Origin of the sequence: Enterococcus sp. 3H8_DIV0648, assembly GCF_002140655.1 — a bacterium.
Lineage (GTDB): Bacteria > Bacillota > Bacilli > Lactobacillales > Enterococcaceae > Enterococcus_A > Enterococcus_A hulanensis.
Genome location: NZ_NGLG01000024.1, coordinates 1 through 1,027 on the forward strand (window position 1 = coordinate 1; position 1,027 = coordinate 1,027).

Consider the following 1,027-nt stretch of genomic DNA (forward strand, 5'->3'; position numbering starts at 1 on the left):
TAAACAATCCAAAGGCAATCCCAAAATCCTTTATTCTTATACACATCTAGATGTGTATAAGAGACAGACATTTTCCTCAGCCCTTTGATTAAACTAAATATGGTCAGTGATTACTTTTGACAACTTCTCGATCCCCATTGGAATTGGTACATATGCTTGCGGCGGAATGTTCACGATTGGCTTATTTTGCTTTTTGGCAGCGGTTTCTAAAGTATTAAAATACATTTTTGTTTGCGGACTAACCAGATAGAGATCGTACTCATCTTTAGCGATGGCCGTCGCGCCTTGACTTTGCGAAGTGGCGTTTACCTCAATATCGTTGCCTTGCTCTTTTAAATGTGCGGTTGTCTTTCTGGCGATGACTGAAGAAGACATCCCTGCAGCACAGATAATCAGTGCCTTTTTCATAATATGTTGCCCCCTTATTTTTTTGTGAACCTGCGAAGATGCCGTGTTGTCCTTTTCCTGTTCGAAGTCACCTTCTGTTTGACGCGTTCTATTTTCCCCAAACTCCCTACAAAATTTCGCTCCTTCCATTTGTTACTGCTATCGTACAAGAGAACGGTTACAATCCAAATACAGGATTTTACCACATCTATACGGCATTTTTTAATACCTTTAATTAAGTTCATTTACTAAGTGTTTTTAAAAGGGCAACTACATTTACAGGCTGCCCTTTACCCATGCCTTAAATAGCCGAATCAATGGAGCGTTAAACTCTTCTCGAGTGTTTTTAAAAGACTGCTGTGGTCACTATATTCTATAAAAAACTTTTTTAAATTAAACGTTTTTTCCAGACTGGATCCGCTCAATATCGTTTAAGCCGTCACCAATTTTCATGGTTTTCTCTTTGATCACATTCCTGTCTCTTATACACATCTAGATGTGTCTCTTTGATCACATTCCGCGAGTCTTCACTCTTTTCTGTTTACTTTCAAAATTTCGCATACTATACTCTGTCTCTTATACACATCTAGATGTGTATAAGAGACAGAGCCAAACAGTCAGAGATTTTGTAAATCACATA

1 protein-coding gene is annotated in these 1,027 nt (G+C 38.2%); it reads right to left on the bottom strand.

The window, feature by feature from the left end; all coding sequences use genetic code 11:
* Positions 1–93: 93 nt before the first annotated feature.
* Entirely contained in the window at positions 94–408 is a 315-nt protein-coding gene (locus A5875_RS23120) for a PTS cellobiose transporter subunit IIB (protein WP_088935707.1), read from the bottom strand.
* Positions 409–1,027 lie beyond the last annotated feature (619 nt).

Bases quoted from the DNA above. Each gene is read 5' to 3' on its own strand.
- A5875_RS23120 (WP_088935707.1), bottom strand. From the start codon at position 408: ATGAAAAAGGCACTGATTATCTGTGCTGCAGGGATGTCTTCTTCAGTC.